Source organism: Salinibacterium sp. NSLL17 (assembly GCF_015864935.1).
Lineage (GTDB): Bacteria > Actinomycetota > Actinomycetes > Actinomycetales > Microbacteriaceae > Rhodoglobus.
Genome location: NZ_JADYWH010000001.1, coordinates 1890077 through 1916801, shown reverse-complemented (window position 1 = coordinate 1916801; position 26725 = coordinate 1890077). Strand labels below are relative to the sequence as shown.

The window sequence follows — 26725 nt, the reverse complement described above, 5'->3', positions numbered from 1 at the left end:
AAGGTTCCTCGCCGGCAGAGTGGTTGTGCAATACGTCTTTCGGCGTAGCCGCGCGGGTAGGGTATTTGGGCATGGGACTCAGCGATTCTGATGCGCAAGCAGTCTTGCGAGTTGCCAGTCGGCTTACGCAGCATCCGCCCCTCGAATTTGCGGATGTGCTCGAGGCTGTGCGCGAAGTCATCGACTGCGACAGCGCATCCTTCAATGACATGGTGCTCGCCACCCGCGACTTTCGGTACGTCATGTCGCCGGCCAGCGAGATTGCCAAGGCGACCCGGCTCAAGCCGGAGTACGACAAGTACTTTCACCAGCATCCGCTGAACGCCGCCGCAAATTCTGCGCTCGGGCTCGGTGCTATCCGCTTCTGCGATGTTGCGGGCGGCGCGGATGTCACCGACACCGACCTGTACCGCCATTTCTATGGCCCGTTCGGTGTGCGCTTTCAGCTGGTGACGCAGCTGCCGTCGCCACCGGATGTCGTGGTCGCCTATGCCCTGAACCGCAGCGAGCAGATGGGGGAGTTCAGCGACCGCGACGTTGCTGTCATGAACGCTCTGAGCGGTCATCTCGCGATGCACCACCGTTCGTCGCTCGACGCTGAGCGTTCCCGCCTCGTGGATGCGGAGATGGACCGCTACGCCTGGGCAGTCGTTTCGGTGCGTTCTGATGGCGTGGTGGAGGCGTCGTCATCGACGGTGTTGGATGCCGGAGCCCGGGTTCCCGACAGCCTCGCGTCAATCATCGCCGACACCGCGCAAGCGCCCGGCAACGATTCTCGTCACGATGTGCTCATCGGCACGCACCGGTGGCAGTGCATCGTGCATCCGGTGCGGCTCGGCCCCACGGTGCTACTACTCCGCAGGCAACAGGATGTCGCAGCCGACACGAACGCGCTCTTGGTGGCAGGCCTCACCCCTCGTCAAGCCGAAGTGCTGCTCACCCTCGCGCGCACCGGAGGCTCAAACAACGAGCTCGCGCGCGAACTAGGCATGTCGGAGTCAACCGTCAAGAAGCACCTCGAAGGGGTGTTTCGTGTGCTGCAGGTGACGAGTCGCGCTGCTGCCGTGCTGAGATTGCGCGAACTGACAAGATTAGGTCCCGGTGCCGCTAGTGATGCGAGGCACTAACAACAGATTTGCTCTTGTGCTCGAGATCGCTTCCTGTGATCAAGAAGATTGGAAGCGGTGAAAGCCTAATGTCACCGCTCTGTTTTCGCGGGTCATTCTGCAGCGAAGGAGAGTGCTTCGCGAAGACTCGCCTGAGTTCCGGTCATTTGTGCCGGAACAGAACTGACGCTGGCTCTAGTGTGAGAGGAAGCAAACGGATGACAGGGATGGCGATGGGCAGCGAAATTGAACTGGTTAGCGACGGCGATAGTCTCGTGGCGATTGGTGCCTCGGCTGATATTGAACGGTTCTTTCTGTCGACAGGGCTAGCGCAACTCCCATCGCGCGAAATCGATCTTCAGCGACTGCGCTCTTTCTCAAACACCGGAGCGGAGGCCGCGAAAGTCGGTGCGGAGCTTGCCGCGAACTCTGGCCAGTGGGTGAAACTGACGGCCGATTCAGCGGCAGCAGTCAAGGAATTCGGCTTGATGGCGACGAAAACTCCCGGAGTGAGCCACGCCATGATCGGTGATCCCGGCGATATAAAGCAGTGGCTTCAGATTGCGCAAGCTCCCACTGCGTTGCTCAGCGGACCCTTCGCGATCACCGCGCTCGCAACCATGATGCAGCAGCGCGCGATGCAGGAACAGATGGATGACATCGTTGAATATCTGCAGGAGATCAACGAAAAGGTAGACGATATCCTTCGCAGCCAGAAGGATGCCGTGCTCGCCGACGTCATCGGCGTCGACCTGATTATCGAAGATGCATTGGCTGTTCGAAATCGAGTAGGCCGGGTCTCCGAGGTGACGTGGTCCAAGGTCCAGTCATGTGGGCTTCTACTTGCTCGCACGCAGGGCTACGCACTTCGCCAGCTCGACAGCATCGCATCAAAGCTGGGAAAGAAAGCTGACCTCGCTGAAGTTGTGAAGGTTACCAAAGCAGTGGAACCTAAAGTGCACGAATGGCTAGCTGTCCTGGCACGCACGGTTCAGCTTCAAGACGGATTGTCGATACTCGAGCTAGATAGAGTGTTCGACGCCGCACCAGGGGAATTGGAGAGTCATCGAATCGGTCTGACACATGCGCGGCAGAATCGTGTCGAAGTGATCGCTGGCTGCACCGCGGGCATCCTTACCCAAATGAACGACACCGTTCAACGAGCAAACAAGTCAGTGCTCTTTAATCCGTTCGATGCCCCAGCAGCTGTGAAATCAAGCGACAAAGTTGCTGCAGGTGTTCTTACCTTTAGGGGGCGACTAGGTATCGACTCCGAGCACGGGGAAAACGTTCCCAAACGTTGGCGGCAGGCCGCTGTTGAGGTGCGTGACAAGGCGCTTGCCTCGGCTTCTGAGGGAGTCGCTGTAGCCGGGCGTCTGGGTGCTGAAACCTTCGATCGAGCCAGTGGGGTGTTTCGGTCAATAGATCTAGACGGGGATGGAGTCCCCGATAAGCCACGCGCAGTAACCGCGGCGGAGAACGCGGGCGACGTCGTAAAAGGTGCGGCTTCCACCGTAACCGGGGCGATCGGTGCGATTTGGAAGCGAAAGTCAGAGACGAATTCTCCTATCGAGCCTTCAGAGCCCGGCGTGAAGACTATCGAATCCTGAGCCGCCGGTAGCGACGTTGGCCCGAGGTCTACGCGTCGCGCGGCTCAGGATCAGCGACGATCTCGGGCGAGAGCATCCGCCTCTTGATTAGGGCTGCTTCTGCGGCGATGATGCCCAGCACGACCACGGCACCGGTGGCGATGAGGAGCAGCACGAGCCCGAAGTCGGATTCGGGCGCCAGGACTTCGCCCGATTCGGCTTGCCAAGGCCAGCGGGCGCCCAACGAGCAGCGCATCAGAATTGCGATTGTTGATTCTGACGCTTGCATTCCCAACGCTTCCGCACTGCTAGCCTCGCTTCATGAGTCAGCAAGCGACACCGGGTTGGTTTCCCGACCCTTTTGGCAGGTACATACATCGATGGTGGGACGGCGTCTTGTGGACCGAACACGTCGGCTCGGCAGAAGGCCAATCTATTGACGCGCCCGTGATCTCAGCGCCGGCTCTGACTGCCCCAAAGCCCGCGGTCGCTGTCGCTCCCATGGAGTTAAGCGCGCAGGCCAATAAAGCCGTGCAAAACCAGATCCGTAAGCACGGAATCGAGACTGGCGAAAACGGGGGTGGAGGATCGCTATTCACTGAGCAAGTTCTCGTCATCAACCAAAGAGCCAAGCTATTCGAACAGAGAGCCGAATATTCAATTTTCAGCCAGCAAGGTGTCCGGGTTGGTGGGGCCAGACAGTTCGGCATGAGCATGTCTCGAATGGTGGTCGGGCAAGACAACGCCACTAAACGGCTTCAGATTGTTGATGCTGCAGGGATTCCAGTCCTGACGTTGATAAGACCAGCGGCGATTCTCAAGTCGACCGTGACGGTCATGCGTGAGGACGGCATGCCGGTGGGCCAGATAGTGCAGGACAACCTTGGTGTGATGGCATCGCTTCTGGGCGGTCGATTCAATATTCGATTCCGCATGGAATCCGAGGGTGAGGTGCTGGGAACGATCAATGCTGAGAGCTGGCGCGCTTGGGACTTCAGTATTCAGGATACGCACGGGGCAGAAATCGCCCGAATCACGAAGACTTGGGCCGGATTCAGTAAAGAGATGTTCACCAAGGCCGATAATTACGTACTCGAGATGCATCGAAAGTTGGAAGATCCGTTGGTTTCACTCGTCGTGTCAGCGGCAATTGCCGTCGACACGGTACTTAATCAAGATGGGGATCAACGACGTCGCTAGATCCGTCTTTACCCCGCAGACATTCGGCCCGCGCTGGCTTGTGGCACCGCGCTTCTAATCGTCATATCAGAGGACTTCAACCGGATTACTCTGCCGAAGTTTGCATCTGAAGCGCCCTAACGCGTTCGTATGCTCTTGTGACTAGGCGTCGTGCGGCGCAGGATCTGCCACGATCTCTGGCGAGAGCATCCGCCGCTTCGTGAGAGCAGCTTCTGCAGCGATGATGCCCAGCACAACCGCGGCACCGATGGCGATGAGTAGCAGCACGAGTCCGAAGTCAGATTCGGGGGCGAGCACTTCGCCGGACTCGGTTTGCCAGGGCCAGAGGGCGCGCAGCGAGCCGAGCATGAGGCCAGTCATGATGACGAGGGTGACGCGGCGGCGGTTCTTGAGGAGCCACTGCAGGCCCGAGACGAAGAGGCCGAGACCAACGATGGCGCCGAGGGCGAAGGCGCCGAGGTAGGCGAAGTTGCGGTCGTTCACAGCAGCGAGGGTGGGCGCATACATGCCCAGGATCAGCAGCAGGTAGGAGCCCGAAACTCCGGGCAGCACAAGGGCGCACACCGCGAGGGCCGCAGCGAGCGAGACGATGATGAGGGTGGGATCCGCTTCCCCGCCACGCGGCAAGCCCGTGAGCGCAACGGCGACACCGGCGGCCAGGAGGCCGATCAGAACCTCGGGGAACGTCCAACGCCCACCAACCATGCGGGCGGGCACGATGAGTGACGCGGCGATGAGTCCGGCCGAGACTGCGCGAGTGCCGGTGGGGTATTGCTCAATCAGGGGAGCGAGCAGCGCAGCTCCGATGACGATGGCTGCGAGCATACCGATACCAATGGGCAACACGACATTCCAACGCACCGAACGGAAGTGGGCGCCAGCGCGAGAAAGGCCGCGACCACGGATGCCGTCGGCGACCGTGAGCGCCACTCCACGGGCGAGGTGCCCGGCGCCATCGATGAGCGTGTCGTAGACGCCGACGAGGAGGCCGATGGTTCCGCCACTGACGCCGGGAACGATCTCAGCGAAGCCGATCAGCATGCCGCGAAAGGCATCACCGACAGTGCGGATGACGGGGTGGACTCGGGTCATCGCTTACTCGTTTTCTTCTCAGTGGCTAGTGGTGCGTGCCGTAGTTGTTGGGGGAGCCCGCCCTGAGCTGAAACGCAGGGCGCGGCATCCGAAGTGGTGGATTTTTTCACCATCGTGCAGAGTAGTCGATTTAGTTGGGGTGGCGGTGGATATTGGTCCCGTCGCGGACCGATTCCCATGTTGCAGCCCGTAGCCTAGAGGGGTGACTACGGGCAACAATCGACTTCGCGCATTCCAGCAACGGATCAGTCGATCCCTCATCACTATGGCCGGGGGAGCCCTGCGCTCCAACAATGCGCCCACGCAACTTTTGTCGTTGCCGGGGAGCGAACATCAGCTGTCTCAGCGTCACGCGCGCTCGGTAATCGACCTCTGTCTGCGCGCGGGCGAAGCGATGCTCGCGACCGGAGCATCCGCCGCTGACGTTGTGGCGACCGTGCTGCGCATCAGCACCGCCTATGGCGTCACCGGGATGCACGTCGACATCACCTTCACGTCGCTCACCGTGTCGATACACCGAGGGATGAACGAAGACCCCATGTCGATCATGCGCATCGTCAAAGTGCGCACCATTGACTACACGCGGCTGCAGAACGTGTACTGGCTCATCGATGTCATTACCGGGCCCGATGGCCCTGGGGATGTGGATGAGACTCGCGAGGAGCTGGGCGCGATCCTCACTACACCGCATCCCTACCGACGCTGGGTCGTCACCGCTGGCAAGGGCATACTCGCGGCAGGTGTTGTTGTGATCTTCGGTGCCAGCTTTGTGCTGGTTCTTGTGGCTGCCATATCCGCCGCCCTCTCGGATGTACTGACGCGTCGTCTTGAACGTTTGTCGGTCCCCGCTTTCTTCGCGCAGATGGCCGCTGCCGGCGTTATTAGCGTCATTGCGGTGTTTATGTTTTGGCTGCGGTCAATCGGGATCGATATTCCCGGATCGAACAGCCCGACCGTGATTGTGATCTCCGGAATCATCATGCTGCTTTCCGGTGTCGGCCTCACGTCGGCGGCGAGTGACGCGATCGGCGGCTACTACGTCACCGCCACGGCTCGCGGCATGGAGGTCATCATGATGACGCTCGGCCTGGCGGTCGGTATCTCGATCGTGCTGAGCATCTCGTTGCGCCTAGGAATCCCGGTGGCGATCGGTGACACGCTGGGGGACAGCCGCAGTGTTATCTCGGGAATGGTCGGCTCGGCCATCATCGCCGTCGGCTTCGCCCTTGCCTCGTATGTGCGGATGCGGTTGCTCCCGATCATGGCGATGGGTGCCGCCCTCGTGTACGCCGTCTACTGGTTCGTGCTGCCCTTGGCGTCGTCGCCGGGCCTCGCGCCTGCCATTGCCGGAACAGCGGCCGGCGTCGTGAGCTACCTTCTCTACCGCTGGCTCAAAGTGCCAGAAGGCGCCACCAACATGGTCGGCATCATCGCGCTGTTGCCTGGTCTCGCGCTGTATCGCGGTATCTATGCGCTCATGGACTCCGAGTTTGGGGTCAGCGAGGCACTGCCCTCGATGGTCATGGCACTCGCGACCGGCCTCGGGCTGGCCGCGGGCACCACTATCGGCGGATTCGTTGCTCGCCGTACCTTCGGGTTCGACCGTGCGGCAATGGCGGCGCTGAAACGGTCGCGCACGCCGCGGTAGTCCGGAACCCGCTAGTTACGCGAGCGCATCCTCAACGCACGGATGAAGGTGCTTCGACTCAAGCGCGACTACCGCCTGCGAGGCTGCCGTAGCGAGTGCCCCATCCGTGTCGGCGCCCGACAGTGTTGCGTGCAGAAAGCCTGCGAAGAATGCGTCACCGGCACCGTTTGTGTCGCGGATTTCGGCAGGTACGGCATCCACTCGGTGGAGTCCATCGGCGTCGAGCGCCATAGCTCCCTCGGCACCTAGCGTGCACACGACCACCGTCGCTCCCGCGTTCACCCGATCGCGCATGAAAGGCAGCGGGTCCGGCATCCCATCGGCGTTCATGAATAGGTGCGACGCTGCCTGAACGAACGGTTCGTGAAAATCTGACCGGCCGTCGTAATCGTGGAGATCGGTCCAGATAGGGATACCCGATGCCACAGCCTCAGGGAGAAGCGCTCGAGAGGTCTCCGATAGGTCCATAACAAGCGCCTCCGCACCTTCGGCCAGCGCGCGAAACTGCGCGACATCTGGCTCGACGAAGGCGGGGGTCGACAGGTAGAGCGACACTCGCTCACCGGCCCGCGTCATCAGATTCAGATGGCGTTCACTGGCGCCGGGAACGGTGGCGCACAGCAGCTCAATCCCCGCCGATTCCAACACCGCGCGTAGCCGGATAGACGCCGCATCATCACCCGCCGCAGTAAGGCAACTGACCCTTCGGCCCATCCCGGCTAGGTGCAGAGCCTTACCGGCGGAGGTGCCGCCGACAGTCTCGAAATCTTCTAGCGCGAACTGCATGTGCGGGCGAGGTTCGGGCAGGTGATCGAGATAGACGATGCTGTTCCACGACACGGGGCCAGAAATGAGGATGCGGTTCGGCATGGTCACACAGTACTGGCGCGAGCAGTGTTAGGTCGTGTGGCAGGTGATCGCGCACCAGTAGCAGCCGTTGACTTTCGGGTACTGGCTCTTCGCGGCAGTCACGGCCTCACTGCACGAGGCGAACTCGCCGAGATCGGTGCGATTCTCGACGCTAGGCAGGCAGCCCCGAGTCGAAGCTAAATCATGAACTTCGTGGTCGCCGGAGTTGGGCTGGGCTTTTTTGTTTACGGTGAAGTAAGGCATGAGCTCCTCTTTTCCGCTGCACGTCATTGTGTGAGGAACAGAATACCGACCTATTCGGAGAGCAGCCAGATGTTTATGGTACCGTTCGGTACAGAACGAGAGTTTGTTTCCGGGTCGCCCTCGCGACCCGTCCCCACAATAGGAAGGATCCCCACAATGGATCTCAACAACCGTCGCGGAATCATCACCGGAGCTGGCCAAGGAATTGGTCAGGCTATCGCCCTCGAATTCGCTGCCAAGGGTGCACACCTGCTGCTCGTTGGCCGCAAGGAAGCCACACTGCAGGAGACTGCCGACCTCGTAAAGAACGCCGGTGGAACCTCCGAAATTCTGGTTCAAGACCTCGGGCAAGCGGATGGCGCACAGAACGTTGCTGACGCCGTGAAGTCGTGGGACACCATTGACCTTCTCGTGAACAACGCCGGAAACGTGCGTGCCGGCCGACTCGAAGAGTCCACCGCCGCAGAAGCCACCGCGATGATCGACCTCAACCTCACCGCACCGGTGCTGCTTACGCAGGCACTGTTGCCGCAGCTTCGCACCAGCGGTTCTGCCAACGGAAGCCTCATCCTGAACATCTCGAGCGAGATCGCCCTTGTCGCGATGCCGTTCTACGCCGTCTATGCGGCCACCAAGTCTGGTCTGGCCGCGTTCGGTGAAGCGATGCGTCGCGAACTCCACGGCACTGGCGTGCACGTGGCCACGGTTTACCCCGGCGCCACCGACACCGAGATGATGAGCAGCCAGAACGCTGATTGGGAGCGCCGCCCCGTTTCTGACGTCGTCGCTCAGGTCATGACCGGACTTGCCTCAGACGAGCATGAGATCAACGCATCGGCACCCGACGGCCGCGGAATGCAGGAGCTCAACGCATCCAACCCCCTCGCCGTCGATGCCGCCATGGCACCAGGGCTTGCCGACATGGAAGCGGCAGTAAAGGACCACAACAGCATCTAGTGCTGCTCGACTGATCAGGCTCGCAAGACTCCCAGAGCCCGCAAGACGCGCCCGATCAGCACAGCTCGTTCCACAGGCCGCCAGATTTCTGGCGGCCTGTGGAATATCCGGAGCCCTATTCGGCTTGTTCTCTTGGTAACCAACCGTCCCCGTACGACGTCGCGTCAGTAACTTCGCGTCACACAACGGCGACGGCCCTGAACTCGCAATAACCTCGAAAGGTGAACGCTGTGGAAACCCTGACTGTGCTTCTTAGCCTCGTGGCTCTCGCCACTGTGCTTGGCCTAGTTTGGCGTGCCCGTACCGGCCGCATTAAGCACACTCGAACCGACGCCTCGACCGCCGCATCCGAAGAGAATCGCATTTCGATTCCCGGTGCCGCCCCGTTCGGCAGTCGCGTCACCCTGGTCCAGTTCTCCACAGCAGCCTGCGCGATTTGCCCCACTGTTCACACTCAGCTGAGCGGTCTTGCCAGCGAGTTCGATGACGGAACCGGCGTCGTTGTTCACGTCAATGTGGATGTCACCGCGCGTCCCGAGATCGCCAACCAGTTCAACCTGTTGCAGTCTCCGACCACGTTCATCCTTGATGGCAACGGTGTGCTGCAGGCCCGCATCGGCGGAGCCCCCAAGATCAACGACGTCCGTGCCGAACTGGACCGGATGCTCGCCCCCGCGTTGGTCTAACGACCAGTTTTCGCACCCGTCCACCCCGAGACAGCGCTCCCACACGGAGCACCACAGATAGCGACTCCCATGACTTCGAATGACACCCACGCCGCCGGAGCGGCTGAGCTCTCCGGCTCTAAAGCAGCTCTCGCAGCAAAGCCGGGCCAAGCCGGAATCGACCCGCGTGGTCCTCGCTTCGGCGCCGGCATCACGGCCGTGCTGCTGCTCACCGTGATCGGCCTCGGATTGGATGCCGCAGCAGCCCTCCCGGCCACCCTTGCCGAGCGCGCCAGCCAGCCGGCCTTCATTCTCCTGAGCCTCATCACGGCTCTGTTCGCGTGGGGCGCTTTCGCTGGCATCCAGCGTCACCCGTATGGACTCTTCTTCAAGGCCGCGATCCGTCCGCGCCTCAGCGCGCCCAGCCACCTCGAAGACCCACGCCCGCCTACGTTCTCGCAGGGTGTTGGCCTCCTCGTCACCGTAATCGGGATTGTGCTGCACCTCGCGGCTGTGCCCTACGCTCTCGTGATTTTCGCGGGGCTCGCATTCATCGCCGCGTTCCTCAACTCGGTCTTCGACTACTGCCTCGGATGCCAGCTCTATGTGCTGCTCGTGCGTGCCGGGCTGGTTGGCCGCGGTCGCTCCGCAGCGTAATAAGCGGAGCGCGAGCATCCGCCCCGCACGCCGTCCTTCCCAGTGAGAATGCCGTGACCTGGGCCGCAACTCTTCCGCCGTCTGAGGCACGCGATTATCGTGGCATTACAGTGGGCGGCTACCGATCACGATGGTTGCCCGATTCCTCAACGCGAGCGAAAAGGACGAAACCATGTCTGATCTCAACAGCCCAGCAGCCGCCGAAAACGGTTCAGGCCCCGACGCCCACAACATCCAAGACTGGACAGATCTTGGCAAAGAGATGTGGTCGTATCTCACCGGTCGCAGTGCTGTCATCGACTACAACTTCATCGACATGACCGTCGAAGTTCCCCGCGATGTTGGCCAGGATGCGCCCCGCGCGACCTGGAAACTCAACGGAACCCTGCGGGTGACCACCAGCGAGGGATCCGGCTCCGAACCGACCGCCCCGTAACGATGAGTACCTCAACGAGGTTCGACATCGATCTGGCGTTCTCGCTCATCGAACCAATACTTGACGATGCGGATGCCGCGTCACCGGGCAGCGGGGAGCCAGCTTCACAGCTCGAGACAGAGAAAATGACGGGCACGATCAACGCCAACGGCATGGAAATCGACGTATTCTCGAGCAAGCCAGAGCTGTTCCTGCAGGCGCGAACAGTCAAGCTCAAGGACGTGCGTATCGCGGCTAAAGCTCTCGCCGACCGTGGGCTGACTGTCGCGCTCTCGGGACCGCTCGGGCTCATTGCTCGCGTCGGTGCTATCAAGCCCTCCGTTGCTCAGCGAGTACTCACCGGCTCTCCTCATATCGCGCTGGGGAGTCGCGCTGCGATTGCACCGCTGCTGCGGCGGCGCGATTCGACTGCGTCTCCAGCATCCGAAATGCAGTTTCCGCCAAGCACGCTGCTGCCGCTGGTGCCGACGTTCGATCGGTTTGTTCGCAAACAGATCACCACGACGCACTACACGGCTGGGGCGGGGCGACCTCGACTGTTCTTCGTCGTCGGCTCCGAAAACTGGAACGGCCAAGTGCCGCGCGAGTTCGAGTTGCGATCAGAAGTCACCACTATTGGATCGTCTTCTGCCGCGGACCTGCAGCTTCCCGGCCTCGAGCCGTTCCACGCCGAAATCCGGCACGATGACGATGACGAGTACGTGCTTCACGCCATCGGTGCCGTGGGTGGCGGATCGCGCCCGCTTACGGGTCAGGATCCCGGCGCGCGCACGCTCAGAACGGGCGCGCGAATGGAAATGGGCGAATGGCGCCTCGGGTTCTTCCGCGAAGAATACGCCGACCACGGTCGGCCGTTCGGCGGTCGCATCGGAGGCGAAATGGGTCATCAGAAGCCTCAGCCCGAGCGGCACCGAAATGCAGCGGCACCAGCCGCGCCGCCGGAAGGGCCGGAAGTTCCGGAGACGCCCTAAACCCCGACCGTTGGACTATTGCGTGGGCTGCTCGGCGATCAGCAGCCTGCGCAATGCCGAACGCGTCGCAATCGAGACACCGAGCAGGTCGAAGACCTCGTGGGTTCGCGTGGCAGTGTCGTGAACAATGGGGAGTTTGTCGCGCATCCATTCGTCCACCTCAGCGGGTGAGCGGATCTCTTCTGGTTCGGCGCCGGGAGCAAGCTGCTCAACGGCGGCCATTGCGTGCACGGAGGTTGCATAGTCGGCGGCGACGGCGGCGGGATCAACCCCCGCATTGCCCAGAAGGAGCGCACTGATCATCCCGGTGCGATCGCGCCCTGCGCTGCAATGCACCAGGGTTCCCGGTTGCGACGAGGCGATGGCTTCGAGAGCGCCAAGCACCAGATGGGGTTGCAGTCGCCAATTGTGGGCCCAGTATTCGGGGGAGTCGAGAATGGGGGCGCAGGTCTCCCAGAACTCCGGATCGTTCTGATCTTCAGTGGGGGCGTTGACGATTCTGATGCCATCGAGTGCCGCGTCTGAAATCACGTGATCGCCCTCGCCCGGGCCAACCTCGTGCTCGCAGCGGAGATCAACAACGGATGCCAAACCCCAGGCCCGCGCATCATCCCATCCGGCCGCGGTCAACCGCTCTCGGCGCGGTCCGCGGGCGATTCGACCCGCTGCTGTCACGCCGCTACGTGATAACGCCGTGGGAAAGCCGCCCAAATCTCGAGCATTGATATAGCCATCCCACGCAAGTGTTGTCATTTCCTCAGCATAGGGAGCAGTCGCGGTATCGGCCAGAGTGAAGCCACGGATCACGGCGAATTCGGATATTCGCGCGCCTCCACAGAAAGCTGACGGTGAGGCGCAGCTCTGCAGCGTAGCGAAACAATCGGCCGTTACCCGGGATCGGTGATTATGCTCGCGACGTGTCAACTACATCCGTCACTAACCCCGAACCCACGAAGGAGCGCACCATGTCAGTGCTCGACGAAGTTCTCTCCGCCAACGCCGCCTATGCCGAAAACTTTGGCGACAAATCCGAACTCGCTTTGCCGCCCGCTCGTGGCTTCGCGATCCTCACCTGCATGGATGCGCGCCTAGACCCTGCACAATACGCCGGCTTGAGTGAGGGCGACGCACACGTCATCCGCAATGCGGGAGGACGCGCATCCGACGACGCCATCCGGTCACTCGTGATTTCGTACAAACTCCTCGGCACGAAGGAGTGGTTCGTGATTCACCACACCAACTGCGGGATGCAGTTCTTCACCGATGACGTAATGCGGGGGCTTCTGGCCAACAGCCTTGAGACCGCTGCTCTGGGCGATGCCGGATTCGAAGACGTGGGCACCGGTCCCGGCTCGGCCGAAGCCAAATATATTGACTGGCTCACCATCGCGGACCAGGCCGAGAGCGTTCTCGAAGACGTCACCCGAATCAAAGCTCACCCTCTGGTGCCGAGCGGCATTCCGGTCTATGGCTACATTTACGATGTCTCCACGGGACAGCTCATCGAAGTACCGGAGGCAACAGCTGCTGGTGCTGCAGCCTAGAGCTGCCCAGACCCGCGCGGTGTCGGCGACGGTCGTCGACACGTAGGCTCAACCCATGGCTATCTCCCGCTTCGAAGAGCTCGACTTTCAAGAGACCCCGATGGGGGAACTCAACCTGCGACGCCGACGTGAGCCAACACTCGATGTTGACGTGTATGAGGTCAAGCTCGGTGAGGAATACCTCATGTCGAGCCTCTTCACTGTGGCCGAAATCGCGCTTTCCGATCTTGGGCTTGCGGCGGCTAACGGAGACGCATTGCGCGTCGTCAATGGAGGACTCGGTCTCGGCTACACGGCCGTCGCGGCTCTGGCCGACTCGCGAGTGGCGTCACTCGAAGTGATCGATGCGCTGCCGGCCGTGATCGATTGGCACAATCGTGGCCTGCTCCCGGTATCCGCAGAACTTACCGGCGACAGCCGCACCACTCTCACCCACGCCGACTTCTTCGCCGTGATGCGCGCCGAGCCGACCGAGCCATACGACGTGATCCTTTTGGATGTCGACCACTCACCCCGTCACCAACTCGACCCCAGCCACGCCGACCTCTATACCGTTGCTGGTCTTCGTCGCGTGCGCGCTCATCTCACTGACGGCGGAGTCTTTGCGCTGTGGTCGGATGACCCGAGTGACGATGAATTCATGGAGCGCCTCGGCCAAGTGTTCGAGAACCCGATCGCGCATGCGGTCGACTTTGACAATGCGCTCACCGGTGGGGTCTCATCCAACACCGTGTACGTCGCGAGGAAACGCGCCTAGTTAAGGCCCGGTCGTAGGAGCGAGTTCTTCTATCCACTCGGCGATCGGGTCGTCGTTCACGTGGAGTGCTGCGTGCTCGCTCGCTGAGAGCGGAGGGAACGGCGGCGCGATCACATCCGAATCCCCTTCACACGGTGGTTCAATCGCCACAGCGGGGTGTTGCCGGGTGTTCTTAGAGCGAGCGTTAGCTTTTTTACACATTCGGGATCCTCAGGTCGTGCGTCGTTAACAGAGAGGTGCGCACAACCAGGGGGTTGCGCGCACCTCGTTCAATTCATCGTTCTCTGGGGGGAGGGCTGACGAACTGCTTCAGCTAGCTCTGCAAACTATTGGTGTTAGACCCGACCACCGGTGAGCTTGCGAGCGAGGAAGACGATGACAGCGATGACAGCCAGCACAATTCCGACCCAGAGGAGGAAGTTGAGCGACTGCACGAGTCCGCCGGTGAGGAGCAGGGCAACGGCGATAATTGCGACGATGATGAGAAGGGTGTTCATGATGTGCCTTTCGGGAAGAACTAGTGGGGGAGACTGCAGGGAACGGTAACGGCTATTCCGAAACCGCGTCTTTCACGTTTTCGCCGGCCTTCTTCAGGTCGGCCTTCGCTTGGTCGGCACGGCCTTCGGCTTCGAGCTTTTCGTTATCGGTGACCTTGCCGGCCGCCTCTTTTGCCTTGCCGGTGAAGTCTTCGGCGGCGTTCTCGACCTTGTCTGATGCGCTCATGAGAGTTCCTATTCGTGTGGGGGAGTGGGGGTTGGCGTGGCGTGCCTGCCAGCGCTGGCGTAGAGCGGCAGGCACGCCACAGGCTGAGAATATTCTGGGCGGTACCTGCATGACTTCACCCTTAGGGGTGAAGTTTCCCCACGGTCAGGCAGCGACACTTATCGTTGACACATGAATGCTCTGCATGTTGCCCTCGTCAACGATTACGAGGTGGTAGCCCGTGGTGTCGTCGGGATGCTGCGGTCGTACACCAACCGCATCCGTGTCGTAGAGCTCGACCTCAATAAACAGGTGGATGAGCGCGTTGACATCGCCCTGTACGACACCTTTGCGGGCACTCAAGGTGACCGAGCCGTAGTGCATCAGCTTGCCGCGAATTCTTCCATCGGCGCGGTCGTTGTCTACTCGTGGAACTTAGACCCGGCTCACATCGCGGCGGTGCTGCGCAATGGTGCCGACGGCTACGTGTCGAAGGGCTTGCCCGCATCCAAACTTGTGGCGGCTCTTGAAGCTATCCACGTGGGCAGTGAGCGCGTGCATCTTGGCGGCCCCAACACTCCCACTGTCCAAGCGGGAGACTGGCCCGGCCGCGAGGAAGGCCTCACCGAGCGCGAAGCAGAAGTGCTTGCCCTCATCACCCAGGGTCTCTCAAATTTGGAGATCGCCGAGCGCACCCACCTTTCAATCAACTCGATCAAAACCTACATTCGCAGCTGCTACCGCGCCATCGGCGTTACGAGCCGCACCACTGCGGTGCTGTGGGGGATCGAGCACGGCTTCCGGCCCGATCGCGTCAGGATCGAGCATCCGGAACCATCTCCAGGCACCGCCGAGATCACGGTGAACGCGTGAAACGCCTTCGACTCGACGACATTAGGCTGCAGCCGGTGAAAAATACGCTGCAGCCTGTCAAAAAAACGGCGGGACGGATGCGGTCCGATATCACCCGAACCCGCATGCTGCAGGCCGCGAAAACCGGCCTTGCCGTCGCAATCGCGTGGACGATCGCGCCCTACCTGCCGGGCGTGGCCGACAACTACCCCTACTATGCCCCTCTTGGCGCGATCGTTGCGATGTATCCCACGCTCATGGGGTCGATGAGGAATGCGGCGCAAACTCTGGGAAGCCTTGCCGTCGCGATCGTACTTGCGGGCGCCGTGATTATTTTCAGCTCGCCGAGCGTGCTCACGATGTCCCTCGCCGTCGGTGCCGGGGCGCTCGTCGCGGCCACGGGCTGGTTCGGCGCTAATCGCGAATACATCCCTGTCACAGTACTTTTCGTGCTCATCATTGGCGGGCCGGATGCCGACGACTACTCGCTCGGCTACCTCGAGCAGGCGACTCTCGGTATCGTCGTTGGGCTGCTCGTGAACCTCTTGATCTTTCCCGCGCTCACCCACAACGCGGTTGACCAGCAGCTCTCGAACTTTCGCGCGGTGCTCTCTGACCATCTCTCCGAGATCGCTGAGGCCCTCGCCGAGAGCTGGCCGCCGGAACGCGATGGCTGGGCGTCCGGCAAAGATTCCCTTCTCGCCGTATCTGGCGAGGTGCGCGAAGCTGTGCTGCTCGCCGACGAAAGTCGCAAAGCAAACCCGCGCGCCCGCCGCTATCGCCGCGACGTGAAAGCGGATTATGAAGATCTCGCGGCGCTAGAAAACGTGACCTTCCATGTGCGCGACATCACGGATGTGCTCACCGGTGCCGTCTGGGGCACGCCAATCAAGGTGCAGCTGCGGCCCGAATTGCGACCAGCGTTGAGCGCATCGCTGGCTGCTCTCGCAACAGCACTACGCGACTGGGATTCGGTGGAAGAACGGGAAGAGGCACACGCTCTCGCCGCCGATGCTCTTGCCGCTTTGACCGCTGAGCTGGATGCCCGCAAAGCCGACGCAAACGCGACGACAATGGGCGCCTCCGCGGCAATATCCATGGACATTGCCCGCATCCTCGCGGCTCTGAACGCGCGGCTGGAACACGCCGAACACGAACAGCAGAAACAGCAAGCCGAGCAAGCTGAGTCTGAGACGGCGGCAGAGGTGGTGGAGCCGAGCGAGCCGAGCTAACCGAGCTAACTCAGCATGCGGCAGTCAGCACTCGGCCCTGTCCCCGCGTCTGGCTACTTCGATTCGACCTGCGGCATCCGAATCCGCAATCCGCCCGCTTTGATGCGCGTCTTGAAAGCGATAGCCCTGCCGAAGCCATCGCCGTCGAGCTCGATCTCTTCCGCTGTACTCAGGCGAACCGTCAATTGCTTCGCCTTCACATAGCTCAGCGCTCGCACGTCCCTGGTGGTGAGGCGATTCCCACCCCTGATTCGGCGAAGCACTCCGTTCTCCCACAGCACTTTCACGAGAATTTGAACCCATCCGATGATGCCCTGAGGGCGCATCACCGCGACGTCAAAGAATCCGTTGTCGGGGGCAGCATCCGGAAGCAACAGAACGTTAGCCGTCAGTGAACCGCAATTTCCCACGATGACGGTGTGGGCGCGTGCAGACCGTGAACGCCGAGAGTCGAGACGATAGTCCAAGCGCAGTTCGCTGCTGTCGGTGAGGGCTTTCGCGATCGCACTCACATAGGCGAGCCAGCCGATTCTTTTCTTGAGCTCGTCGTCGGTGTTGGCCAACATCTTGGCGTCAAGCCCCAGACCGGCCATGACGACAAACGCGTGCTTCGAAACCTTCTCGTTCTCATCGCGGATGTCAATGAGCCCGATGTCGACTGCTCGATCGACCCCGGTGAAGGCGGTTCGAACCGCGCCCTCAATGTCGTCGAGGGGAAGGCCCAGGTTGCGCGCAAAGAGATTACCGGTGCCCGAGGGCATGAGGGCCAGAGCGGCGTCACTGTCGTGAATGGCTTCCGCGACAGCACGCACAGTGCCGTCGCCGCCCGCAACGATCACGACATCGGCGCCAGCATCCAGAGCCTCTTTCGTTGCACCGACACCAGGATCTTCTTTGCTGGTGGCGTGGAACGTGGTCGGCGCCCAGCCCGTCTCGCTTTCGAGAGTTGCGACCGCTGCCTTAATGGCATCCAGATCAACCTTGATGGGGTTGTAGACGACGGCGGCGGAGTGCGGCGACGATGCACCTCTAGTGGACTTCGCGGTCATCGGTTTCCCTCTATCGTGTCGGGCTGCACCGCGGGGCGCAGGTGTGGCTAGGTGGTCGTCGGACAGTGTGGCTGCCGCCGCTGTGTGCCGGCCGGAGTCGACAGTGAGATGACTCTAGTCTCTTGCGGGCGCGGGAGTTCTGCGAAGGTAGGCAACCCGCCGAACAAAGTTTTAGCATTGCGTCATGGTGAACACGCATCCCGAAGTTGAAGCGGACGAACGCGCCCATCGCGTCCGTCGTCTGTGGCCGCTCATCAGTGGTCTCGCCTCCCTCGGGCTCGTAATCGCCCTGGGAGCACTCATCGTGCTGCGAGACAAGGGGATGCCCCTCGGCATCGACGAGTGGTGGATGGCCGTGCTTGCCGATTATCGAAACCCGGTCTGGCAGTCGCTGTCGCTCATGATGAACTTTCTCGGCGCGGGGATCGTGGCGAGTTTCATCGTGCCCGGCGTGATCATCATTGCTCTGCTGCTCATCAAACGCCCGTGGGCTGCCCTGTATTTCACCATCGCGACGGTGCTCACCGGCGGTTCAGTTCAGCTGCTCAAGCATCTTTTCGCACGAACGCGCCCCGACACGATCCTCGTGACGGTGGACTTTGGTTCGTTCCCCTCTGGGCACGTCGGTAATGCCGCCGTGATGGCACTCGTGCTGGCGATCCTTTTCCCACGGGTATGGGTGTGGATCGCGGGAACGATCTACACGGTGCTCATGATGTTGAGTCGTACCTACCTGGGAGCCCACTGGCTCACCGATACGGTCGGTGCCCTCCTGCTCGGGGTGGGGGTCGCTATCGTGGTGGCCGCACCGCTTGCGGCAAAGATCGATGGTGAGCGCCGAATCCATAAAGGGAAGCGGCGCGGGCCAGAAAATAATGCCGCTGGCACCAGCGCTCGTGCTGGTACCGGGGCGTAAATACGCGAACATCGTGCACGCTCAATGCTCGCGAGGCGAGCGCGATCTACAAGCGAGCGAACCGAGCGCGAACGAAGCAATAGAGTCCGTAGGCAATGAGGCCGATCGCGATGACGATCAGCAACACCACGCCGAACGGCAACTCAGTGAGACTCGTCAGTGCGCCATCCAAGCCCGAGGACTTGCTGGGGTCGTGCGTTATAGCTGCGACCACCACAAGCACTCCTGCGACGGCGATAGCGATTCCCTTAGCGATATACCCAGAGATACCGAGCCCAATGACTGCTTTGCGGAGGGGCTCACGAGGAAGCGAGATGTCTTCGGTGAACTTCTTTGTTGCGCCCTTGTAGACGAAATACGCTCCGACACCCACGACGGCCACTCCCGCCACCATAAGCACAACAAGGCCAACGGGGTTGGCCATCAGATCAGCGCTGAGACTGCTCGTGCTGCTGGAGGAATCGCTAGAGCCGCCCAGTGCAAAAGGAATCGCCGTTGAACCCAGAGCGAAGTAGGTGAGCCCCTTAGCGGCTTCCGCACCGCGTCGTGCCCACTGACGTTTGGAATCGCCTCCCTTCATCAAGAAGGCCGAAATGAGCAGCCAGAGGCCGAGCGCAAACATGCCAATCACAACGGACCACAAGAGAAAGACACCGCCCGGACTGGATGCCAGCTGGCGGAAGGCGCCCGACTGATCCGCATCCGTGCTCCCGCCACCCGTCGCGATGCCAATGGCCAAAGCGCCGATCAAGATATGAACAAGACCATTGACGGCAAAACCGAGTCGTGCGAGAACACGAAGAGCCGTGCTGTTGTGTGCGCTGCGGGCTGCGCCAGTCGCTGAAACATCATTCATGACGGACAGTGTATGCGAAGCACCTCTCGGGTTACTATCTCCTATCCCCACGACACACTCGGAAGCCGGAGCATGAACGATCCCGCATCATCTATGAACAATTCCCGTCGAGCACGACTGCATTCCAGACTCTTTAGCGAAGAGCGACTCGTGACCACTTCGACGAAGAAGCGACTGTATGTCGTCGCCGGCATTTTGGTGGCAACAGGGGCTGCAGCTCTCGGCTTTCTCTGGTGGGCAGTGTTGCAGCCCACCGTGCTTGAGCCCATGGATAGCGCGATCCAGGCATGGCTCGCGTCGAACCAATCAGAGAGCCTGACTCTCCTGATGATCATCTTCACCGAGATATTTGGGCCAATCGCGCTGCCGATTATCGTGCTGGCGGTGACGCTCACGTGGGGCATCCGCGCTGAGCATTCCTGGCGACCATTCTTGCTCGCTGCTGGCACGCTTACCGGCGTCATCATTGTGCAGATCATCACTCGCGTGGTGCAGCGCGACCGCCCGCCACTTGACCTCATGCTCTACGGCCACGACATGACGTTCTCGTTTCCCTCGGGGCATGTTTTGGGCGTTGCAGACTTCTTTCTGATCCTCACGTTCCTCGTGTTTTCGCGCCGCCATGCACCGTGGATCGCCGCTCTTTCGTACGTTACGGCCGTTATCTTTGTCATCGGAACAGCGGTCAGTCGCCTCTATCTCGGCTACCACTGGACGAGTGATGTGCTTGCCTCGATGGCGTTGTCTCTCGTGATCGTGGGCACTGTGATTGTCGTCGATACTCATCGCACGGCTCGCGTTCCGGGCGCCCTCGAAACGGCGTCGCGCTAGCAGCACATACTCGTGCAGGAGCATCCCAGCAGCCAACGGCAGGATGGGTATATGACGCCCGCACCCGCACCTCGCCGCCTTCCCCGTCCCAAGCCCATCACGCCGAAAGCGGGGCAAGAGTCGGTGTGGGACTACCCGCGTCCTCCACGCGTGGAGCACATGTCGCAGCGGGTTGTGGTGCGACTGGGCGGGGAAGTAATTGCGGATACCACCGGTACTGTGCGCGTGTTGGAGACGAGTCATCCGCCCGTCTACTACTTGCCCATCGAGTCTTTCGTAGACGGAGCGCTTCGGCCGGTGGCGGGCACAAGCTTCTGTGAGTTCAAGGGCGAAGCGCACTACTTTGACGTGGTCGCCGGGGGAGTCGTGGCCGAACGTGCGGGGTGGACTTACCCCGACCCTGCTCGAGGATTCGATGCCTTGGGGCCCCGAGTTGCGCTCTACCCGGGCCAGATGGACTCGTGCGAGATCGACGGCGAGCTAGTGACCTCCCAAGAGGGAGATTTCTACGGCGGGTGGATCACCAAGAACCTCGTCGGGCCGTTCAAGGGCGCGCCGGGCACGATGGGTTGGTAGCAGCAGAATCTGCTGCTGGGGCGAGAGTGGCGTGGCTAACTAGCTCTCGGGGTCGGTGCGAAATCTAGCCCGCTGGTCAGCTGCCTGAACGCGTCTAACGCGTGCGAGGCGAGCACGCTGGGATCCTTCATGGTGCGATCGGCTTCAGCGCTGGCTTCGAGGGCGATGCGCAGAGCGCTCGTGGCCGCTGCGGCGAGCAAGCGCAGAGTCAACGGGGTTGTCTCCGCCGGCATTATGGGGGCAAGGACCAACCTGAGTTGCACCTCTGAGTCGGAGTTCACGCGGTGCCACACGTGTTGCAAAGCGGCGTCGCTGGTGGCGGCGTGAAGCAGACCAAGTGTCCAGCGCAGCCCCTCGATTTCCTCGGCATTGCGAGGGGTAAGTACGGCGGAGATCGTGTGTTCGAGGGCGGCGAGCACATTTTCGTCAGGGTCGGCTGCGGCGACGAGCGCGTGCCATTGGTCCGCGCCGATCGTCAAAAGAGGAGCTACGGCATCTTCCTTGCTGCTGAAATACCGGTAAAAGGTGCGTACGGCAACACCGGACTGCTGGGCGATCTCTTCGGCGGTCACTGCGGCCGCGCCGCGGTCCGAGAAGAGTCGTGCGGCTGTGCGAGCTATCTCAAGCTGAGTGTCGCGCTTGCGACGCTCCGTAAGGCTGAGAGGTTCTGCATTCATATAGAGGAGCGTACGCGCTGAATGGTGAACTGCATCAACTGTCACCATGGCACAATGTGCCACTTTGCCGTACCGTGGGGCCAACACCCACCTAGAAAGGCACCCCAATGAACAGGTTCTCCGGACGTCGCGCCATTGTCACCGGCGCAGGCTCAGGCATCGGCCAAGCCACCGTGCTTCGACTCCTCGCCGAGGGCGGCGACGTCGTTGCCGCCGACGTGAGCGAAGCAGGATTGGCAGACACGGTCAGCAAAGCGGGCGAAGCTGGAGCGCGCCTTTCCACCGTCGTAGTGAACATTGCCGACGAGGAGTCGGTGAAATCCGCTGTCGCAACTGCTCTAGGCACGCTGGGTGGACTTGATGTTCTCGTCAATGCTGCTGGCATCCTGCGCTCGTCGCACACCCACTCGACGTCCCTTGAACTCTTTCAGCAGGTACTCAACGTCAACTTGGTCGGTACCTTCCTCATGATTCGGGAGGCCATTCCCGCGCTGCTCGAGGGCAACGGATCCGCCGTCGTAAATTTCAGCTCGACCTCGGCGGCTTTTGGTCACCCCTACATGTCCGCGTACGCCGCGAGCAAGGGCGGCGTTCAGTCGATGACGCACGCGCTTGCCGCTGAGTACGCGAAGCAGGGAATCCGATTCACTGCCGTTCAGCCCGGCTCGATCTCTTCAGGAATGACCGAAGGTGTCGGCGAGAGCAAGCAGAGCATGGGGCCTGGTATTCCTGAAGACGCCGATTACTCGCTGTTCATGAAGATGAGCCCAGCGATCAAGGAAGGGTACGCGGGGCCCGAAGCAGTTGCCGGAGTCGTCGCCATGCTCGCTAGTGAAGATGGCGCATTTGTGACCGGCACCGAGATTCGTATCGACGGCGGCGCCCACCAGTAACTCTCGAAGGGGCGAGCACCGGCGCATCCACTGCGGTGGACCGGTGGGCGCACGGCGCCCACTGAGTGCATTGCGCGCCACCCACGCCGAAGGGCGCTGCAGCCGAGGGTAAACCTCCGCTGCAGCGCCCTTCAGTATTCGAGACCTAGAGCGGTCCGCGGAATGTTGCGGCAACGGGCGAGTCGTCGGGAAGGTCATCGCTTCGAACAGCCTTGACCGTGCCACCCGTACGCAAGACGCGCGCGGCGAGCTCGTCAACGAGACCGTACGTGCTCGGGCCGGGCTCGCTGGCGAAGACAATTTGGCCGTACTCGTCGATACTGCCCTCATCGGTCGACGCCAGATCGAACAGAAGCGTGTCAACGAGTCCTGCGGCGGCGGCGTGGGAAACATCGCTCAACTGCGAACTAGCGAGTCCATTGCTCTGTTTGTTGCCGAACTTCGTGCGCCACGACGCGAGCTCGTCGGTGTGGTGTTCGGCAAGAATGGCACGGCCGCGATCCTCAAGATCGTCGATCGAGAGCGAACTGGGATTCGCATCGATGGCTGATGAGAGCAGTCCGCGATAGGTAGAGATTTCACGATAGGCGGGCTTCAGGTCGGAGGATGCGGCAAGTACCAAAGGCAACCCCGAGTTGCCCATGACGGAGAGCACCGCCTCCTGAATCAGCGAGCAGTAGCGACGAAGTTCTACCTTTGACCCCAAGGCGCCATCCGCTCGAGGAGTGTCTGCCTTGCCGTGATTGTCGGCGGTTTCAAGCGTTCTGCCGAGATCCTCGGGGAGGTCGGGCAATGCGATCTCGTCGCTCGAATCATCGGCGTTGAGGGAGAGAAGTCGCACACTGCCCAGTGTTACGGCCAGCACATAGCCGGAGTGACCGAACGTGGTTGCACGCAGCAGCGGGCCAAGATCGAATCGATCACCAACGGCAACGAGGGTGGGAAGTTCATTGCGCAGGCGGAACGACTGGGTGATCTCTGGCGAGACAAAGACAGCGACTGAACGCGCAGAAGAAGCCCAAAAACCGGTGTCGTGATCCAAGGCTCCTAGCGACTGGCCGATCGCGTCTAACTCAGCTTTTTCTACGCCAAGCACGCCGAGCTCTGCCATCGCTTCCGTGGCTGCCGAGCGGAGCGCGAGTCGCGCCGCCTCAGTGTCGCGACCGATCGGTGGCCCGCCATCGGTCGATCCTGGCGAGACATACAGCGAAACGCTTGCCTCGTTGCGCTGCTGCGAAAGTGCTACTAGGTCTTCATGAGAGGGGATGTCGATGCTCATGGGGTCACGATACTCAGAACGACTGGGAGCGCAATCAGGTCACTATGGTCGACTAGGTGAGTGCGTGTGAGAAACGGCTAGTTCTCGCCCTGAATCACCGCCGCGTGATCTCCGGCAACCGAGCACGCATCGCTCGGGCAGTACACGGTGAAGCCGTCGTAGTCCGGGTACGGGCTTCCGTCTTCTTGGTCGGATGCCAGCATCCAGAAGAGGGCACCATCCACGCCGCCGTCGCGCACTGTTGCTAACCACGTCGCGTAGGTGTCAGACCGGGTTGACCCATCCTTCACCCCGAACTCGCCCAGATACACGGGCTTGCCAAGTTCTGCTGCGGCCTCGGCGTGCTTCTCGATCCAGCCAGTGCCCCATTCTGTAGAGACCTGCCAGGTGTCGGGGTAGAGATGCACCGACATGATGTCGATGTGGCGCAGAGCTGAGAGGGCAACGGTGTCGACGCCGTTGGAACAGTTTTCGCCAAAGCCGGCGCCGTAACCAGATGCCCCAAATTGTTGATTCAGCGTCCAGGAGTCTTCGTCACCGCACAAGAATCCTTCGTCACCAACGCTGAGCCGGTGATTGCGGTCGATCGACTTCACGTAGGTGCTCATCTCATCCGCCCACTCGGTGATGGTTGAGGTGTCGCACTCTCCGTCGGCGAAGACGCCTGAACTTGCACAGCTGGGCTCATTCGCGAGTTCCCAGGCAAGGATCGTCGGGTCGTTTTTGTACTGCACGCCCGTGATCGTGTTGGTGCGATTCAGTACCGTCGATACCCAGTCTTTGTACCAGTCGCGAATGCGTTCGTCGGTGTAGAAATCGGCGTGCTCGTCGAGGCCAGCCCACTGAACGTACTGGTCCATGCCGCCGTAAGCATTCCAGTTGTTCGTGAAGGGGATGACGAGCTTGATGCCGCGTGCTTCTGCCTCGGCGATCACGATGTCAAGGTGCTCGAGTCCGGTCGCTCCCGAGTTCACGACAGGGGCACCCGCGGCCTCATCCCACACTTGGTACCAGACACCCTCGAAGTCGTGCGGTGCAACTCCCGAACCGTCGGTGTCTCCGTAGTCCTGAAACCCCCAGGTTCGGATGACGCTGAGCCCTGCCGCTTCAGCGTCGTCAAGCAGCGCGACTACCGTGCTCTCGGGCTTGTGCCCGAGATAGTAATTGTTGGCACCGGCGAACTCGAAGGTCTCGCCGTGGAGCACGAGGTCGGTGCCGTGGGCGCGTACAAACGTTGCCGCAAACGCGGCGGATTGCACGGCCGCGATGATGCCGAAGGTCGCGGCAGCCAGCAGCGCGGTCGCAACAACGGCGGCGATGACTCGCGTGAGCGGCCGCTGGGGCCACAACTTTCTCATGCCGGTGCGCTTTCGGGCTGCCCGTGGCTGCGGCAAATGATCAGCACGATGATGACGAGCCAGCAGCCCGACTAGCCCTGGCCCTGATTGCGACGACGCGTCACACGAGGCGGTCGACCGCCGAGAAATGACTTGCCTGAGTCAACAAGAAACTCTTGACTGAGTGCTTCGCGGCCCACGAGCATCCGGAAGCCCATTTCGTCACGGTTCGTGAGCGTCGTTTCGGAGGTGACGGTGTGCCCGCAGAGCACAACATCGATCAACACGACAATGCGATCCTCGCGGTGCCCCGACGAGCTACGTACGGTGCGGCGATCGTGGATAGCGCATTCGACGACAGCGTCGTCCTTATCGGACCTCTGCCACGGGCGGACGCGAAAACGCACCCACTCGCTGCCATCGGCGCGCACAAATTCTTCGATATCGTCGGCATGGAGGGCAGAACTCTGCGCCCCAGTATCGAGTTTGGCTTTTATCCACGGCACGCCAAGATCGGGCAAGGAAACCCACTCACGCCAGCCTGCGATCGTGTTTGAATGGGTGGGCTCTATCACCCCCTTATCTTGGCAGGTCATTCGATGAAACTCGCTATCCTCTCCCGTGCGCCGCAGGCGTATTCCACTGTGCGACTTCGGGCGGCCGCTGAGCAACGTGGGCATACGGTGAAGGTTCTCAACACTTTGCGCTTCGCGATCGACCTCACGGGTGACGAACCTGATCTGCAATATCGCGGCAAGTTGCTGTCGGACTACGACGCCATCCTGCCCCGCATCGGCAACTCCATCACCTACTTCGGCACGGCTGTTGTTCGCCAGTTCGAGCAAATGGATGTCTACACGCCGAACACCTCGAGCGGAATTACGAACTCGCGCGACAAGCTGCGTGCCACCCAGATTCTTTCTCGCCACGACATCGCCATGCCGGCGACCACCTTTGTGCACAACCGGGCGGATGTCGAGATGGCCATTGAGCGCGTCGGCGGTGCACCCGTCGTCATCAAGCTGCTCGAAGGCACGCAGGGCATTGGCGTGATTCTGGCTCCCGACACTCAGGTCGCCAAGGCGATCATCGAGACCCTGCATTCGACGAAACAGAACGTGCTGATTCAGAGCTTTATCTCTGAGAGCAAGGGCCGCGACATCCGCGCCCTCGTCGTCGGTGACCGCGTTGTTGCGGCGATGCGTCGCGTTGCGGTTGGTGACGAATTTCGGTCGAACGTGCACCGCGGCGGCAACGTCGAAGCTGTTGAACTCACGCCGGAGTACCACCGTGCCGCCGTCAAGGCCGCCCAGATCATGGGCTTGCGGGTGGCCGGTGTCGACATGCTGGAGGGCAAAGATGGCCCGCTCGTGATGGAGGTCAACTCCTCGCCCGGGCTTGAGGGCATTGAGCGTGCAACCGGGTTGGATGTCGCGGGCGCGATCATTGACTACATCGCCAACCAGGTGGCATTCCCCGAGATCGATGTTCGCCAGCGTCTCAGCGTGTCAACCGGCTATGGCGTTGCCGAAATCGTTGTCGGAAGCGACGCGGATTTTGTGGGCAAGCAGCTGGGCGAATCGGGTCTCGGCGAGAAAGACATCACCGTGCTCACCCTGCACCGCGGCTCCAACGTTGTGCCGAACCCCCGGCGCAGCACTGTGCTCGAGGCGAACGACCGCCTGCTCTGCTTCGGCAAGCTCGAAGAGATGCGCGCAATGATCCCGGCACGCCGTCGCCGCCGCGCAAAGGTGCGCAAGCTTCCGCCGCAGCCTGTTGCCGAAGACTAG

31 protein-coding genes are annotated in these 26725 nt (G+C 61.3%); 18 read left to right on the top strand and 13 right to left on the bottom strand.

The genetic code is table 11. The annotated features are described in order from the left end of the window. Positions 1-71 precede the first annotated feature (71 nt). Together I6E51_RS14235 and I6E51_RS09355 are read left to right on the top strand one after the other, a co-directional pair. Positions 72-1127: a LuxR C-terminal-related transcriptional regulator gene (locus tag I6E51_RS14235; RefSeq protein WP_231599713.1), complete on the top strand. Its 1056-nt coding sequence runs from the start codon at positions 72-74 to the stop codon at positions 1125-1127. Positions 1128-1339: 212 nt separating this feature from the next. Continuing rightward, on the top strand, positions 1340-2716 hold the full coding sequence (locus I6E51_RS09355; RefSeq protein ID WP_197218698.1) for a hypothetical protein: 1377 nt from the start codon (positions 1340-1342) through the stop codon (positions 2714-2716). A gap of 28 nt (positions 2717-2744) precedes the next feature. Here the strand turns inward: I6E51_RS09355 and I6E51_RS09350 are convergent, their stop codons facing one another. After that, positions 2745-2984, bottom strand: coding sequence for a hypothetical protein (locus tag I6E51_RS09350; protein ID WP_197110050.1), 240 nt, complete (start codon positions 2982-2984; stop codon positions 2745-2747). Between the two features lie 32 nt (positions 2985-3016). Here I6E51_RS09350 and I6E51_RS09345 point away from each other — a divergent pair, with 32 nt between their 5' ends. Further along, on the top strand, positions 3017-3895 hold the full coding sequence (locus I6E51_RS09345; protein WP_197110186.1) for a phospholipid scramblase-related protein: 879 nt from the start codon (positions 3017-3019) through the stop codon (positions 3893-3895). Between the two features lie 141 nt (positions 3896-4036). Here I6E51_RS09345 and I6E51_RS09340 read toward each other — a convergent pair whose 3' ends face one another. Continuing rightward, positions 4037-4987: a DUF368 domain-containing protein gene (locus I6E51_RS09340; protein WP_197110049.1), complete on the bottom strand. Its 951-nt coding sequence runs from the start codon at positions 4985-4987 to the stop codon at positions 4037-4039. A 202-nt stretch (positions 4988-5189) separates the two neighbouring features. On the opposite strand from I6E51_RS09340, the gene I6E51_RS09335 reads away from it, so the two are divergent. Next, the gene (locus I6E51_RS09335; protein ID WP_307783894.1) at positions 5190-6635 is read left to right on the top strand and encodes a threonine/serine exporter family protein; all 1446 of its coding nucleotides are present in this window, start codon (positions 5190-5192) and stop codon (positions 6633-6635) included. A gap of 15 nt (positions 6636-6650) precedes the next feature. On the opposite strand, the gene I6E51_RS09330 is transcribed toward I6E51_RS09335, so the two are convergent. Next, a complete protein-coding gene (locus I6E51_RS09330; protein ID WP_197110048.1) occupies positions 6651-7505 on the bottom strand; it encodes a carbohydrate kinase family protein in 855 nt (284 codons plus the stop codon). Positions 7506-7532: 27 nt separating this feature from the next. Then, on the bottom strand, positions 7533-7748 hold the full coding sequence (locus tag I6E51_RS09325) for a hypothetical protein (RefSeq protein ID WP_197105438.1): 216 nt from the start codon (positions 7746-7748) through the stop codon (positions 7533-7535). Between the two features lie 156 nt (positions 7749-7904). On the opposite strand from I6E51_RS09325, the gene I6E51_RS09320 reads away from it, so the two are divergent. From I6E51_RS09320 to I6E51_RS09300, 5 genes are all read left to right on the top strand, one after another. After that, positions 7905-8705 (top strand): SDR family oxidoreductase, encoded by an 801-nt coding sequence (locus I6E51_RS09320; RefSeq protein ID WP_197110047.1) that lies wholly within the window; start codon positions 7905-7907, stop codon positions 8703-8705. Between the two features lie 230 nt (positions 8706-8935). Beyond that, positions 8936-9391: a thioredoxin domain-containing protein gene (locus tag I6E51_RS09315; RefSeq protein WP_197110046.1), complete on the top strand. Its 456-nt coding sequence runs from the start codon at positions 8936-8938 to the stop codon at positions 9389-9391. A 69-nt stretch (positions 9392-9460) separates the two neighbouring features. Then, positions 9461-10027, top strand: coding sequence for a DUF4395 domain-containing protein (locus tag I6E51_RS09310; protein ID WP_231599712.1), 567 nt, complete (start codon positions 9461-9463; stop codon positions 10025-10027). Between the two features lie 172 nt (positions 10028-10199). Then, complete coding sequence (locus tag I6E51_RS09305; RefSeq protein WP_197110045.1) at positions 10200-10463, top strand: hypothetical protein; 264 nt, start codon at positions 10200-10202, stop codon at positions 10461-10463. 2 nt (positions 10464-10465) lie between these two features. Beyond that, positions 10466-11434, top strand: a complete 969-nt coding sequence (locus tag I6E51_RS09300; RefSeq protein ID WP_197110044.1) for an FHA domain-containing protein — start codon at positions 10466-10468, stop codon at positions 11432-11434. A gap of 15 nt (positions 11435-11449) precedes the next feature. Here I6E51_RS09300 and I6E51_RS09295 read toward each other — a convergent pair whose 3' ends face one another. Further along, a complete protein-coding gene (locus I6E51_RS09295; RefSeq protein ID WP_197110043.1) occupies positions 11450-12187 on the bottom strand; it encodes a tyrosine-protein phosphatase in 738 nt (245 codons plus the stop codon). Between the two features lie 164 nt (positions 12188-12351). Here I6E51_RS09295 and I6E51_RS09290 point away from each other — a divergent pair, with 164 nt between their 5' ends. Together I6E51_RS09290 and I6E51_RS09285 are read left to right on the top strand one after the other, a co-directional pair. Further along, positions 12352-12978, top strand: coding sequence for a carbonic anhydrase (locus I6E51_RS09290; protein ID WP_307783892.1), 627 nt, complete (start codon positions 12352-12354; stop codon positions 12976-12978). A 55-nt stretch (positions 12979-13033) separates the two neighbouring features. Further along, positions 13034-13735, top strand: a complete 702-nt coding sequence (locus tag I6E51_RS09285) for a spermidine synthase (protein WP_197110042.1) — start codon at positions 13034-13036, stop codon at positions 13733-13735. Between the two features lie 335 nt (positions 13736-14070). On the opposite strand, the gene I6E51_RS09280 is transcribed toward I6E51_RS09285, so the two are convergent. Together I6E51_RS09280 and I6E51_RS09275 are read right to left on the bottom strand one after the other, a co-directional pair. Next, positions 14071-14232, bottom strand: a complete 162-nt coding sequence (locus I6E51_RS09280) for a hypothetical protein (protein WP_197105445.1) — start codon at positions 14230-14232, stop codon at positions 14071-14073. A 52-nt stretch (positions 14233-14284) separates the two neighbouring features. Next, complete coding sequence (locus I6E51_RS09275; RefSeq protein WP_197105446.1) at positions 14285-14458, bottom strand: CsbD family protein; 174 nt, start codon at positions 14456-14458, stop codon at positions 14285-14287. 171 nt (positions 14459-14629) lie between these two features. Here I6E51_RS09275 and I6E51_RS09270 point away from each other — a divergent pair, with 171 nt between their 5' ends. Both I6E51_RS09270 and I6E51_RS09265 read left to right on the top strand, forming a co-directional pair. After that, complete coding sequence (locus tag I6E51_RS09270; RefSeq protein ID WP_197110041.1) at positions 14630-15310, top strand: response regulator transcription factor; 681 nt, start codon at positions 14630-14632, stop codon at positions 15308-15310. A gap of 77 nt (positions 15311-15387) precedes the next feature. Further along, the gene (locus I6E51_RS09265) at positions 15388-16521 is read left to right on the top strand and encodes an aromatic acid exporter family protein (RefSeq protein WP_197105448.1); all 1134 of its coding nucleotides are present in this window, start codon (positions 15388-15390) and stop codon (positions 16519-16521) included. Between the two features lie 53 nt (positions 16522-16574). Here the strand turns inward: I6E51_RS09265 and I6E51_RS09260 are convergent, their stop codons facing one another. Beyond that, positions 16575-17570, bottom strand: a complete 996-nt coding sequence (locus I6E51_RS09260) for a diacylglycerol kinase family protein (RefSeq protein ID WP_197110040.1) — start codon at positions 17568-17570, stop codon at positions 16575-16577. 184 nt (positions 17571-17754) lie between these two features. Here I6E51_RS09260 and I6E51_RS09255 point away from each other — a divergent pair, with 184 nt between their 5' ends. Beyond that, positions 17755-18486, top strand: coding sequence for a phosphatase PAP2 family protein (locus I6E51_RS09255; RefSeq protein WP_197110039.1), 732 nt, complete (start codon positions 17755-17757; stop codon positions 18484-18486). 46 nt (positions 18487-18532) lie between these two features. On the opposite strand, the gene I6E51_RS09250 is transcribed toward I6E51_RS09255, so the two are convergent. Further along, positions 18533-19342: a DUF1206 domain-containing protein gene (locus tag I6E51_RS09250; RefSeq protein WP_197110038.1), complete on the bottom strand. Its 810-nt coding sequence runs from the start codon at positions 19340-19342 to the stop codon at positions 18533-18535. A gap of 150 nt (positions 19343-19492) precedes the next feature. Here I6E51_RS09250 and I6E51_RS09245 point away from each other — a divergent pair, with 150 nt between their 5' ends. Both I6E51_RS09245 and I6E51_RS09240 read left to right on the top strand, forming a co-directional pair. Beyond that, complete coding sequence (locus I6E51_RS09245) at positions 19493-20173, top strand: phosphatase PAP2 family protein (protein WP_307783891.1); 681 nt, start codon at positions 19493-19495, stop codon at positions 20171-20173. A gap of 51 nt (positions 20174-20224) precedes the next feature. Beyond that, a complete protein-coding gene (locus I6E51_RS09240; protein WP_197110036.1) occupies positions 20225-20749 on the top strand; it encodes a DUF427 domain-containing protein in 525 nt (174 codons plus the stop codon). A 35-nt stretch (positions 20750-20784) separates the two neighbouring features. On the opposite strand, the gene I6E51_RS09235 is transcribed toward I6E51_RS09240, so the two are convergent. Next, complete coding sequence (locus I6E51_RS09235) at positions 20785-21426, bottom strand: TetR family transcriptional regulator (protein WP_197105454.1); 642 nt, start codon at positions 21424-21426, stop codon at positions 20785-20787. A 107-nt stretch (positions 21427-21533) separates the two neighbouring features. Here I6E51_RS09235 and I6E51_RS09230 point away from each other — a divergent pair, with 107 nt between their 5' ends. Further along, entirely contained in the window at positions 21534-22319 is a 786-nt protein-coding gene (locus I6E51_RS09230; protein WP_197105455.1) for an SDR family NAD(P)-dependent oxidoreductase, read from the top strand. 145 nt (positions 22320-22464) lie between these two features. On the opposite strand, the gene I6E51_RS09225 is transcribed toward I6E51_RS09230, so the two are convergent. The 3 genes from I6E51_RS09225 to I6E51_RS09215 form a co-directional block, all read right to left on the bottom strand. Then, positions 22465-23598, bottom strand: coding sequence for a hypothetical protein (locus tag I6E51_RS09225; RefSeq protein WP_197110035.1), 1134 nt, complete (start codon positions 23596-23598; stop codon positions 22465-22467). A gap of 77 nt (positions 23599-23675) precedes the next feature. Then, entirely contained in the window at positions 23676-24956 is a 1281-nt protein-coding gene (locus I6E51_RS09220; protein ID WP_197110034.1) for a cellulase family glycosylhydrolase, read from the bottom strand. A 71-nt stretch (positions 24957-25027) separates the two neighbouring features. Next, a complete protein-coding gene (locus tag I6E51_RS09215) occupies positions 25028-25510 on the bottom strand; it encodes a RimK/LysX family protein (RefSeq protein WP_307783890.1) in 483 nt (160 codons plus the stop codon). A gap of 24 nt (positions 25511-25534) precedes the next feature. Here I6E51_RS09215 and rimK point away from each other — a divergent pair, with 24 nt between their 5' ends. After that, the gene (rimK, locus tag I6E51_RS09210) at positions 25535-26725 is read left to right on the top strand and encodes a 30S ribosomal protein S6--L-glutamate ligase (protein WP_197105459.1); all 1191 of its coding nucleotides are present in this window, start codon (positions 25535-25537) and stop codon (positions 26723-26725) included.

Coding starts and splice junctions, on each gene's coding strand:
- I6E51_RS09320 (WP_197110047.1), top strand. CDS start 7,905: ATGGATCTCAACAACCGTCGCGGAATCATCACCGGAGCTGGCCAAGGA.
- I6E51_RS09345 (WP_197110186.1), top strand. CDS start 3,017: ATGAGTCAGCAAGCGACACCGGGTTGGTTTCCCGACCCTTTTGGCAGG.
- I6E51_RS09340 (WP_197110049.1), bottom strand. CDS start 4,987: ATGACCCGAGTCCACCCCGTCATCCGCACTGTCGGTGATGCCTTTCGC.
- I6E51_RS09300 (WP_197110044.1), top strand. CDS start 10,466: ATGAGTACCTCAACGAGGTTCGACATCGATCTGGCGTTCTCGCTCATC.
- I6E51_RS09235 (WP_197105454.1), bottom strand. CDS start 21,426: ATGAATGCAGAACCTCTCAGCCTTACGGAGCGTCGCAAGCGCGACACT.
- rimK (WP_197105459.1), top strand. CDS start 25,535: ATGAAACTCGCTATCCTCTCCCGTGCGCCGCAGGCGTATTCCACTGTG.
- I6E51_RS09350 (WP_197110050.1), bottom strand. CDS start 2,984: ATGCAAGCGTCAGAATCAACAATCGCAATTCTGATGCGCTGCTCGTTG.
- I6E51_RS09250 (WP_197110038.1), bottom strand. CDS start 19,342: ATGAATGATGTTTCAGCGACTGGCGCAGCCCGCAGCGCACACAACAGC.
- I6E51_RS09255 (WP_197110039.1), top strand. CDS start 17,755: ATGGTGAACACGCATCCCGAAGTTGAAGCGGACGAACGCGCCCATCGC.
- I6E51_RS09260 (WP_197110040.1), bottom strand. CDS start 17,570: ATGACCGCGAAGTCCACTAGAGGTGCATCGTCGCCGCACTCCGCCGCC.
- I6E51_RS09225 (WP_197110035.1), bottom strand. CDS start 23,598: ATGAGCATCGACATCCCCTCTCATGAAGACCTAGTAGCACTTTCGCAG.
- I6E51_RS09220 (WP_197110034.1), bottom strand. CDS start 24,956: ATGAGAAAGTTGTGGCCCCAGCGGCCGCTCACGCGAGTCATCGCCGCC.
- I6E51_RS09265 (WP_197105448.1), top strand. CDS start 15,388: ATGCGGTCCGATATCACCCGAACCCGCATGCTGCAGGCCGCGAAAACC.
- I6E51_RS09240 (WP_197110036.1), top strand. CDS start 20,225: ATGACGCCCGCACCCGCACCTCGCCGCCTTCCCCGTCCCAAGCCCATC.
- I6E51_RS09270 (WP_197110041.1), top strand. CDS start 14,630: ATGAATGCTCTGCATGTTGCCCTCGTCAACGATTACGAGGTGGTAGCC.
- I6E51_RS09285 (WP_197110042.1), top strand. CDS start 13,034: ATGGCTATCTCCCGCTTCGAAGAGCTCGACTTTCAAGAGACCCCGATG.
- I6E51_RS09295 (WP_197110043.1), bottom strand. CDS start 12,187: ATGACAACACTTGCGTGGGATGGCTATATCAATGCTCGAGATTTGGGC.
- I6E51_RS09325 (WP_197105438.1), bottom strand. CDS start 7,748: ATGCCTTACTTCACCGTAAACAAAAAAGCCCAGCCCAACTCCGGCGAC.
- I6E51_RS09355 (WP_197218698.1), top strand. CDS start 1,340: ATGGGCAGCGAAATTGAACTGGTTAGCGACGGCGATAGTCTCGTGGCG.
- I6E51_RS09305 (WP_197110045.1), top strand. CDS start 10,200: ATGTCTGATCTCAACAGCCCAGCAGCCGCCGAAAACGGTTCAGGCCCC.
- I6E51_RS09230 (WP_197105455.1), top strand. CDS start 21,534: ATGAACAGGTTCTCCGGACGTCGCGCCATTGTCACCGGCGCAGGCTCA.
- I6E51_RS09310 (WP_231599712.1), top strand. CDS start 9,461: ATGACTTCGAATGACACCCACGCCGCCGGAGCGGCTGAGCTCTCCGGC.
- I6E51_RS09275 (WP_197105446.1), bottom strand. CDS start 14,458: ATGAGCGCATCAGACAAGGTCGAGAACGCCGCCGAAGACTTCACCGGC.
- I6E51_RS14235 (WP_231599713.1), top strand. CDS start 72: ATGGGACTCAGCGATTCTGATGCGCAAGCAGTCTTGCGAGTTGCCAGT.
- I6E51_RS09330 (WP_197110048.1), bottom strand. CDS start 7,505: ATGCCGAACCGCATCCTCATTTCTGGCCCCGTGTCGTGGAACAGCATC.
- I6E51_RS09280 (WP_197105445.1), bottom strand. CDS start 14,232: ATGAACACCCTTCTCATCATCGTCGCAATTATCGCCGTTGCCCTGCTC.